Consider the following 9,492-nt stretch of genomic DNA (forward strand, 5'->3'; position numbering starts at 1 on the left):
TGTAGTCGCATGACTACGAAGGGTGCAACGAAGTCGGGGGACGGAAGCGTGCCGGTCGGACGTGACGAGGTGGTGGCGGCGGTCCTGGCCAGCGCCACGGAACTGTTCGCCGAACGCGGGCCGGCCGCCACCTCCATTCGCGACATCGCCGAACGCGCTGGCGTCAATCACGGCCTGGTCTTCCGGCACTTCGGCGCGAAGGAACAGTTGGTCGCGGCCGTACTGAATCACCTCGGGACCGAGACGGCCGCCTTGGACGCCGACAGCCCACTGACTGCCTCCGATGCACGCTGGCAGCGCCACTGGATCGTTCTGGCTCGCTGCATCCTCGACGGCTTCGACGTCGGAGCGCTACAGGAGCGGTTTCCGCTGATGTCCCGCCTGCTCGACGAAGCCCGTCGTCATCACCTCGATGAGCGCGCCGCCGCGATCGCGGTCGCCAACGTCGCGGCACTCGAGCTCGGTTGGCGGTTGTTCGGATCATTCCTGCGAGGGGCTACGGGACTCGAAGATATCCCCGAGGCCGAGCTGCAAGCGTGCATCGACTCCGAGGCGGCGCGCCTGTTGCAGGGCGGGAAGAAAGAGGGCTGACAAGGGCGCTGTGCGGCTCTATGGCCCCATGGTCGCCACAGTGGCGAAGTCGGAGATCGGGATTCGATTGCAATGCCGTAGTCGAGTGACTACACTGGCGAACGCTTCGCGGTCATCGGGCTGCCTGGTCTCACCGTTCGCGCGAGTACGCCTTGGGGCAGCCGGGACCGCAGTTGACGTAGACACCTGCATCGACCGCGGAGCTGTCAACCTGCCTGCGACCTGGTTTGGTCGCCGAGCGCGGCGCCACCCAGGCGCTCCCGGGCGTTGACATCGAACCCCTTCCACCGCACTAGGAGTCTCCGTTGCGAAACGGTTTCCAGCCGATGTTCGTCGCGCTAGCGGTCGCCCTCGGACTCGTACTTCCGACACAAGAAGCCGCAGCAGCACCCCCAGATGTTCCCCGGGCATGCCAGGCGGGCGCATCCGATGAACCGCCCTGCAACCCCTACCTCGCCCCGGACGGCGGAACCCATCGAGACGGGTACCGCCAACAGTCCTACCCGTACCAGGCCGCCGCGGATGGGCAGTATCGTGCGGAGCACGCGTTTCTTCCCGGCGTAGTACCCATCTGGGCATACGAGTCGATGCCCTATCCCAATGGCGAGCGGGTTGTCTGGGCGTCGATGTCTGGGACCCAGCAGGTGGTCAAGCTCGACCAGAAGAGCCTGCGCACGTACGCGACGACACAACCGGCACCCGCGTCGGCGAGCGTCGGTACGGCCTACTACGAACTGAATTCGAACAATCAGGTCATTCGAATTGCCGACCGGGCGGTCGAGGCCTTCGGAGACGTCGATCCGGCGGTACCGTCCTCGCCGATCCGCAGCGTCGCCCGATACTCGATTCCGGACGAATTCTTCTGCCGGGCCGAGCAATTGACCGGTGTGGCGCATACCTATGACGGTCACCTCGTGGCGGGAACAGAGCTCGGCGAGATGATCGTGTTGCCCGCCGATCCGATGGAATGGCAGACGCGCGGCGTGCTCGGGCACTACTCCGTCAACGGAGAACGCTGCGATGACCTCGCTCTGCCCGACGGGGATCTCGAACAGCTCACCAACAACTTCGCTGTCGACGAAGACGGTGGCGTTTACCCCGCCACCACCGCGGCACAGTACCGATTGGATTGGGATGGTTCGACTCTGGCGCGCACGTGGCGGACCGAGTACCAGACCTCCCCGACACCGAGCGCGGTCTCGCTCGGGCGCGGCACCGGATCGACGCCGACGTTGATGGGAACCAGCGGCCGATACGATCAGTTCGTCGTGCTGACAGACGAGCAACCCGTCCGGAATCTGGTGCTCATGTGGCGCGACGAGATACCGGCGGACTGGACGCCCATCGCTCCGGGCCGGGATCCGCGCATCGCCTGCGAAGTCGCCGTCGATTTCGGTGACGGCCGTACCCGCACGACCACCGAGCAGTCTGTCGCAGTGGCCGGGTACTCGGCCGTCGTCGTCGACAACCAGCTGCAGAACGATCAGCAATACGCGGGGATGCCACGGTACAACCGGGTCGCCGCCAGCGGGCTCGCCGGAGGGGACCCCGTGCAGACTTCACGCGGAGTCGCCCGAGTCGACTGGGATCCGCGAACTCGAACGTGTCACACGATTTGGGAGAACCCGACCGCCAGCTTCCCTAACGGGATTCCGATGATCTCGCGCGGATCGGGCTTGGTATTGGGGAATTCGCTACAGGTTCAGTCGGATGGTCAGGCGGTATTCGGTGTTCACGCTCTCGATCTGGGCACCGGAGAGTCCCGGTGGTTCGTGCCGGGCGCTGCGCAGGAGTGCGCAGCTGGTTTGGTAGCCGGATTGCTGGCAACCGGTACATCGACTGTCGCCGACGATATCTCCGGGGACATGCCCGCGCTGACCGGGGGCAACGCATGCGAGAACGGCTTCTATTCCGGAATGACAATGGGATCGGATGGCAGTATCTACACCGGCACCATCGCCGGGATCTCACGGTTCGCCCCCACATCCCAGAACGTCGTCCATCAGCGATGAGTTCTCGCGCAAAGAAGTTTCATCGCGGGCACACGCCTGCGCTTCTCGCCGCCTCGGTCGCGATTGACCCCGAATCCCAACGAACAGAAGGAGCATGATCGGCATGCCCTGCCAACCCGCACAGAATGAATACTGGCACCATCGAGAAGCCCACGCCGAGATCTCGACAAGGCCCAATGGCTTCGGTCGCTCGGTTCGCCGCCTCCGCACCGGGGCCCTGATCTCGATCGTGGCGACTGTACTCGGCACTGGCCTTATGACCACGGGATGTTCTACCGGCGAACCGGATTCGCAGTCGGCGACGCACGCCGCCGCGCCGCCGAAAAACCCGTGGTTGGCCGACTCCGAATATCCGATCACCCATTTCGATTCCGCTGCTACCGATTCCACGCCAGTAGCGGGGCCCACCGAGACCAAGGAACTGTCGAACTCGGATGTCGACTACGTCCGCACCACGTATGCGGGCAATCCAACCATCAAATACAGTGGGGACGATCGCATTGTGCTCGCCCCCACGATGTATGGAATCCAGAAGATTCTCGCAACGGGAGACGAGTTCGAGCCGATCGACTTCCTTCCCTACCCGGGCGCGAACCCCCCGGCTCCCGAGGCTGTGGAAGAGTTGCTGGCAGCGACCGACGCCGCAGTGGCGGCGAAGGATGATGCCGCCCTCGTCGGTCTCGGACAGGAGGCGGACGCGGCGGGTATCGCCTACTCGAAGATCCCCAACGGCGCTTACAACATGATCGACAAGGACGGTTACCACTACTCGGTCATCGAGGGAATGCGCGTCCTGAAGACCACCGACGACAACGACCCCCGCGGTGACCTGCGGTTCGACAAAGTCGTGGAATTGCAGAACGCCCCACTGCCCGAGGAAACACCCGAGGAGACCGTCGCTGCCGTGCGGCGGCCCGGTTCCGCCATCGTCGGATTAGGTATGACGTTCGATGGTCACGTCGTCGCCGGATCGGATTCGGCCCTGTTCTTGATGAATCGCGACCTCGACATCCTCTCGGTCTTCCCCTTGTCGGACGAGCGACTCGAGAACAGCTTCGCGATCGACGAGTCCGGCATCTACGCCGTGACATCGCGCAGGATGCTGAAGATCGCCTGGAACGGCGAGAAGTTTTCGATCGCCGAGAAAGACGGTGGGTGGGAGGCCGACTACGAACGGTCCGACCCGGCAATCGCGCGAGCAGCGGGATCGTTGACCCGCTCCGGCGGCTCCGGCACCACCCCAACCCTGATGGGATTCGGTCCGGATGAAGACGAGTTGGTCATCATCTCGGACGCGAGCTCTTCAGGCCCGAACCTTGTGGCGTTCTGGCGCAACGAGATTCCGCACAACAATACCGATACCCAATCAGGGGGAAAGCGGAATCGCGTTGCAGGCAAAGTCAAGGTAGACATGTCCAAGGTCACCCTCGAACTGTCACCGACCGTGCTCGGCCACGACGTGCTGGCGACCACCACGGCATACCCGCAGCCTGCCCCGAACGTATGGGCGAACATCTTCGCCCCGGGAACCACCCGTCCGGCACCCAGTGGAATGCAGAAGTTCCGGTGGGACAGCGCGGAGAACACCTTCGTCAAGGTGTGGTCCAACACCGAGGTCGACAACAGCGATATCACAGTCCCCTCGGTCTCGGCCGAGTCCGGCCTGCTCTATGCCGCCAGCAAGAAGGACGGCAAATACGAGTACGTGGCTATCGACTGGAACACCGGTCAACTCGTCGCTCGATGGCCGATGCCGGATGAAAGCAGGAACTTCAATCTCTTCGGCGGCATGGTTACGCCGATCGGCAACGGAGAATTCCTTGCCGGAGGCATGTTCTCCATCAAACGGGTCTCCGCCGGATAGAAGTTGGGCTGCGCGACGAATCCGAAGCTACCTGTGTCTGGTCCGACAGTGGTATCACGCACCGAGGCTAGCGGCGCTAGACGGTGACGATCAGGCGGCGGTCGCGTCTATCGCTCGAGCAGTACCTCCTCGATCGGTTCATCGGGCTGGTTCGGTGTGCATCGTCCGGGGGTAGTTGGCGCTGGGCTCGTTGTCGGAGCTCACTGGTCAGGTTGGCTTGTGCTGCCCACCGGTCAGATCGCTGATCGTATGGGCCCCGATCGGTACAACGGCTTCGACGGGGGCCACCTTGTCGTGGCCGCCGTCGATACGAATAGTTCTGCCCTGCCTCCTATTTCGCCGGGTACGGGCTGTTGATCGTGGTGAAGTACTGGATCGCGGCGCCGATCGCCACCGGGGCGGTGACCAGTATCTGGCCCGCCACAGTGCCCAACGCGCCGACCGCGGCGACGCCGACGAGGCACCCAACGGCTGCGGCGGGATGAATGGACCGAACAGGCCCGCGATGGTCCCCGCGGCGATGGTCGCGCCAGCGAGGCCGCCGAGCACGCAGCCGACCGCCGCGCCGCCGAGGCCGCCGACGAGGGTTCCGATGGTGGCGCCCATGCTGATGGTGCTGGTCATGCGGGACCAAGCGGCTTGTTCCCGGTCGTATTCGGTCTTCCAGGGCGCCTTGTCCTCGTAGGGCAACGCTACCGGCTTGTAGACGGCGCGATCCATCGACAGGTCCGGCGTCAGTGTCGCGGTACGGCCGGAGATTTCGGCACGGATCGGGAATTCGTATTCGTCGATGGTGAACCGCAGCGGCGTCCCCGCGACGGTGATGCCGTCCCGGGACTTCACTTTCAGCGTTCCGTCCTCGACGACCAAGGCTCCGGAGTCGATTTCGATGATCGAGGAGGTGTCGGTGGCGTGCGCGGTGAAGGAGATGGGCTGGTCATCGCCCGGGTCGGCGTGGGCGGTGCCCGTCACGGCGGTCAGGGCGGCCAGTGCCAGCGCGGGCACGGACCATCGGCTACAGGTGGTGGCGAAATCGCCGTGTTTCGGCTTTCATGGAAGGCGGGAGAATCGGCAGGCCTGGAGGAGCCATGCCTTTCGATCTCCACGGTCAGCCCTCTACTGGCCATCTCGGCGCCAGAGCTCGTCCTGGGCCTTTGTCTCCCGCGGCGGCGCGCTCATCGTTCACCTCTACTCGCACCAGCACACCGGTCTGTCGTTCTTGGCGGAGGGATTGCCACGCCCGAACGCGCGCGGCTCGTGATTGGTACAGAACGAGGTGCCGGTCGTCATCGGTCAGCTACCAGTCGGCCAGCGTAGCCGAGGACGTGCGCCGTGCGCCCTGATGGCAGCAACGCGCATGATCAGGCTGCTAGAAGCCGCACGAACGATGTCACTGTCGTCGTTCCAGAGGACCCGCCTCAGCTCAACGCCATAGCCGCTAAAGTGTTGCTGGAGATCATTCTCCGACACGTCCGCGAGACTGGTGTCGAGACCGTCGATAGTCCCCGACCGAGTCCAGCCCCAACACCACGGCCGACTCCCTCCAGCTCAACTCCCGAGGATGGAGTACTTCGGCCAAGCCACCACCGAACGCCGATGTCTTTCTCAACCAGCAGGAGGAATCGCAGCAATGATCAGGTTCGCTTTCGCCGGGCGGGTCTCCACCGAAGACCAGCAAGATCCGGAAGCGTCTCGCAACTGGCAGCTCGGGCGAGCGAACGCCCTGGTCGGTCAGCACGGGCAGATCGTCGCGGAGTTCTTCGACATCGGGCAGTCGCGGTCGATTCCGTGGAAGCGCCGCCCCGCGGCCGGGCGACTGCTCGAGCTGCTGAAAGAACCCGAGCGAGGGTTCGACGCGGTCGTGATCGGCGAACCGCAACGCGCGTTCTACGGCAACCAGTTCGGGCTGACGTTTCCGGTCTTCGTACACTACGGCGTGCAGCTGTGGGTCCCAGAGGTCGGCGGTCCGATCGACCCGGACTCCGAAGCACACGACCTGATCATGTCGGTGTTCGGCGGCATGTCCAAAGGCGACCGCAACCGCATCAAGATCCGCGTCCGCGCCGCCATGGCCGCGCAAGCGCAAGTCGAGGGCCGCTACCTCGGCGGCCGGCCACCTTACGGGTACCGCCTCGCCGACGCCGGGCCCCATCCCAACCCGGGCAAAGCCGCCGACGGTAAACGGCTGCATACCCTTGGACCCGACCCTGTCACCGCGCCAGTGGTGCAACGGATCTTCAGCGAGTACTTATCCGGCATAGGGATTTTCGCTATCGCGCAACGACTTACCGCCGACAACATCTTGTGCCCGTCGGCCTACGACCGCAGGCGCAACAGCCATCGCTCCGGCGCCGCGTGGTCCAAGAGCGCGGTGCGCGCGATCCTGGGCAATCCGCGCTACACCGGCTACGAGGTGTGGAACAAACAACGCAAGCAGGAGTCCCTCATCGACGTCGATGACGTCGCCTTAGGCCATCACACCCGCTTGGCGTGGAACCCGAAAAACGAGTGGGTCTACTCCGACCAGCCAGCCCACAGCGCACTCATCAGCAAGGACGCCTTCGAGCAGACACAACTACGGCTCGCCGCCCGAGGCCCGCAGTCGACAGGCAGAACAACGACCCGCCGCCAGCACCCGTACGCCTTCAAGGGACTGCTGTTCCACGACGCCTGCGGACGCCGCATGCAAGGCAACTGGAACCACGGGCTGCCGCACTACCGCTGCCGGTATCCATCCGAGTACGCCCTCGTCAACAAGATCGACCACCCGACGACCGTCTACCTGCGCGAAGACCAGCTCAGCGCCCCGATCGATGCATGGTTGGCCGACATCTTCCACCCCGACCGGATCGAGCATTCGCTGACCATGCTCGAAGGCGCCCAGACCGACAACACACCCGCCATCGAGAGTGCACGGCGATCGCTTGCCGAACACGACCGCAAACTGTCGCGGTACCGAGCAGCACTGGAAGCGGGCACCGACCCGGTCCTTGTGGCGGGCTGGACCCAACAAGTTCAGCGTGAACGCCAGGCCACCGCTGCACAGCTCACCGCGCTGGAAGCCGAGCAATGGTCGGATCACCACTTGAACAAGGAGGAGATCCTCCAGCTTGTGACCTCACTGGGTGGGCTGGTTCACATACTGAAGGCGGCCGACCCCAGCGACAAACTTGAGGTCTACCGGCAACTCGGCCTGAAGCTCACCTACGACCACGAAAAACGGGTGGTCGTGGCAGAAACTGCTCCACAACCACCCGTGTGCGTAGTGTCTGTGTCCGGAGGGGGACTTGAACCCCCACGCCCGATAAAGGGCACTAGCACCTCAAGCTAGCGCGTCTGCCATTCCGCCACCCGGACCGGTGTGCCCAGCAAGATTATCGGATCACCTCCGTGTGGACCAAATCGCAGCCTGACCTGGGGATTCTCCGGCGTTGACGGGCGCGCGTGGGCCGCATCGGGGAGCGATGCGGCCCACGCGATGGATCAGAGGAGTTCTTCGAATGTGCGTTCGAAGCCCAGGGCGCCCCGGCCGTCGGCTACCTGGCGGTCGAGGAGGGTCTTCATGGGGGCGACGAAGTCGGGGGTGACGTGGGCGTCGCGGCTGGCGCGGGTGATCGCGTCGAGGGCGGCTTTGTGGAAGGCGATGGACTGGATGGGGTCGGTGTAGGTGGCGGTGTCGATGACGGTGCCTTGGTGCGGGAACGACTGGGCCATCGCGCTGACCCAGGCGGCGGCTCGCCGGCCGAATTCGGCGGCGGGGACGCCCATCGAGCGCATCATGGCCGCGCCGTGCAGGAAGCCGCCGAACATGGCGTACATGGTGGCGAGCAGGGCGAAGTCGTAGGTCGAGGCGAGGCCCGCATCGTCGCCGAAATATTCTGCGGCGGCGAGCAATTCGAGCGCTTCGACATGTGTGTCGAAGACTGTCCTGGAGCCGCTGTAGAGGATGGACGCGCCCGGCTGGCCGATCATGGGCGGCACCGCCATGATGCCGCCGTCGAGGTAGTCGCAGCCGTGTCCGGCGGCCCAGGCGGCGAGTTCGCGGGCCTCGTTCGGGGCGGTGCTGGTCAGGTTGATCAACTGCCGTCCGGCCAGGCGGTCGGCGACCGGGTCGAGGGTCGCGTGCACCGAAGCGTGGTCGAGCAGTATCGCGATGATGAGGCCCTCGGTATCGATCGCTTCGGCGACCGTGGCGACGCCGATGGCTCCGGCCGCGAGCAGGTCGGCGTCCTTGCCCGGCGTGCGGTTCCAGACGGTTGTCGGCACGCCGGCCTTCAGGAAGGTCGCGGCCAACGCCCGGCCCATCGCGCCGAGCCCGAGAATGGTCACCGGGGTCTTCGTGGTCTCCGCCATTGCGGGTTCAACTCCTCCGAGATCGAAATGTCCTGGTCAGCGCGCTGGGATCCAGACTGCTCGGTGACCGGCAATGGGGCAAGTACCTACTATTTTGTCGGGTACTTACCCATTGGTTTGTGAGCAGGTGGAGAGGGTGAGCGATGGGCGCGAAACGATCGGGACCGTACTTCTGCGGGATCGATGCGGCGATGGACGTCGTCGGCGGCAAGTGGAAGGCGCTGATTCTGTGGGAGCTGGAGAATCACGGGGTTCGGCGCTTCGGGGAGCTGCGCAAGGGGTTGCCGGGCGTCTCGGAGAAGATGCTCATCCAGCAGCTCCGGGAGCTGGAGGAGGACGGCATCGTCAGCAGGACCGTCTACCGCGAGGTGCCGCCGCGCGTGGAGTACCGGTTGACCGAGATCGGCGCGGCGCTCAACGCCGCGCTGGAGCCGCTGGGGGAGTGGGGGCGCGCTCGGATCGATCGGATCGGGGCGCGGCGGGTGCATCAGTAGCTCCGAAGTGAATCCTTCAAAAGTGAATGTTTCACTCGGGCAACATCCTTGAGCGGAAGATCAAGCTACTAGTTGGTAACTTGAGTTAATTTTGTGCACACCGTAGGCAATTGACGCCTAACCGGGCCCGTCGTATGTTCCACGTCACAACTTTTGCAAGATGTGGGTGGCTTTGCGG

General features: G+C 64.5%; 6 protein-coding genes, 1 tRNA gene and 2 pseudogenes. 5 read left to right on the forward strand and 4 right to left on the reverse strand.

Features of this window, described 5'->3' with window-relative positions:
• Nucleotides 1-9: 9 nt before the first annotated feature.
• The 3 genes from NB3_RS19610 to NB3_RS19620 all read left to right on the forward strand — a co-directional run bounded on the left by NB3_RS19610 (nucleotide 10) and on the right by NB3_RS19620 (nucleotide 4,467).
• Nucleotides 10-591, forward strand: coding sequence for a TetR/AcrR family transcriptional regulator (locus NB3_RS19610; protein ID WP_067805317.1), 582 nt, complete (start codon nucleotides 10-12; stop codon nucleotides 589-591).
• Nucleotides 592-896: 305 nt separating this feature from the next.
• Nucleotides 897-2,603 carry a hypothetical protein gene (locus NB3_RS19615; RefSeq protein ID WP_157111881.1) on the forward strand — a complete coding sequence of 569 codons (1,707 nt, stop codon included), beginning with the start codon at nucleotides 897-899 and terminating at the stop codon, nucleotides 2,601-2,603.
• Nucleotides 2,604-2,697: 94 nt separating this feature from the next.
• Entirely contained in the window at nucleotides 2,698-4,467 is a 1,770-nt protein-coding gene (locus NB3_RS19620; protein WP_157111882.1) for a hypothetical protein, read from the forward strand.
• 331 nt (nucleotides 4,468-4,798) lie between these two features.
• Here NB3_RS19620 and NB3_RS19625 read toward each other — a convergent pair.
• Nucleotides 4,799-5,472 (reverse strand): annotated as a pseudogene (locus NB3_RS19625) (DUF8020 domain-containing protein).
• Nucleotides 5,473-6,097: 625 nt separating this feature from the next.
• Between NB3_RS19625 and NB3_RS36280 the strand changes: the two are divergent.
• A pseudogene (locus NB3_RS36280) lies at nucleotides 6,098-6,997 on the forward strand (recombinase family protein); the annotation flags it as partial.
• 45 nt (nucleotides 6,998-7,042) lie between these two features.
• Here the strand turns inward: NB3_RS36280 and NB3_RS36285 are convergent.
• The 3 genes from NB3_RS36285 to NB3_RS19640 form a co-directional block, all read right to left on the reverse strand.
• The gene (locus NB3_RS36285) at nucleotides 7,043-7,549 is read right to left on the reverse strand and encodes a hypothetical protein (protein WP_244891982.1); all 507 of its coding nucleotides are present in this window, start codon (nucleotides 7,547-7,549) and stop codon (nucleotides 7,043-7,045) included.
• A gap of 190 nt (nucleotides 7,550-7,739) precedes the next feature.
• Nucleotides 7,740-7,824 (reverse strand) — tRNA-Leu (locus tag NB3_RS19635).
• Nucleotides 7,825-7,950: 126 nt separating this feature from the next.
• Entirely contained in the window at nucleotides 7,951-8,820 is an 870-nt protein-coding gene (locus NB3_RS19640) for an NAD(P)-dependent oxidoreductase (protein ID WP_067805323.1), read from the reverse strand.
• Between the two features lie 143 nt (nucleotides 8,821-8,963).
• Between NB3_RS19640 and NB3_RS19645 the strand changes: the two genes are divergently transcribed.
• Nucleotides 8,964-9,314, forward strand: coding sequence for a winged helix-turn-helix transcriptional regulator (locus tag NB3_RS19645; RefSeq protein ID WP_067805325.1), 351 nt, complete (start codon nucleotides 8,964-8,966; stop codon nucleotides 9,312-9,314).
• Nucleotides 9,315-9,492: the final 178 nt, after the last annotated feature.

Origin of the sequence: Nocardia beijingensis NBRC 16342, assembly GCF_001612785.1 — a bacterium.
Classification (GTDB): Bacteria; Actinomycetota; Actinomycetes; order Mycobacteriales; family Mycobacteriaceae; genus Nocardia; species Nocardia beijingensis.

What these genes read in the sequence shown, in the direction of transcription:
- NB3_RS19610 (WP_067805317.1), top strand. Translation starts at nt 10, where the DNA reads ATGACTACGAAGGGTGCAACGAAGTCGGGGGACGGAAGCGTGCCGGTC.
- NB3_RS19620 (WP_157111882.1), top strand. Translation starts at nt 2,698, where the DNA reads ATGATCGGCATGCCCTGCCAACCCGCACAGAATGAATACTGGCACCAT.
- NB3_RS19640 (WP_067805323.1), bottom strand. Translation starts at nt 8,820, where the DNA reads ATGGCGGAGACCACGAAGACCCCGGTGACCATTCTCGGGCTCGGCGCG.
- NB3_RS19645 (WP_067805325.1), top strand. Translation starts at nt 8,964, where the DNA reads ATGGGCGCGAAACGATCGGGACCGTACTTCTGCGGGATCGATGCGGCG.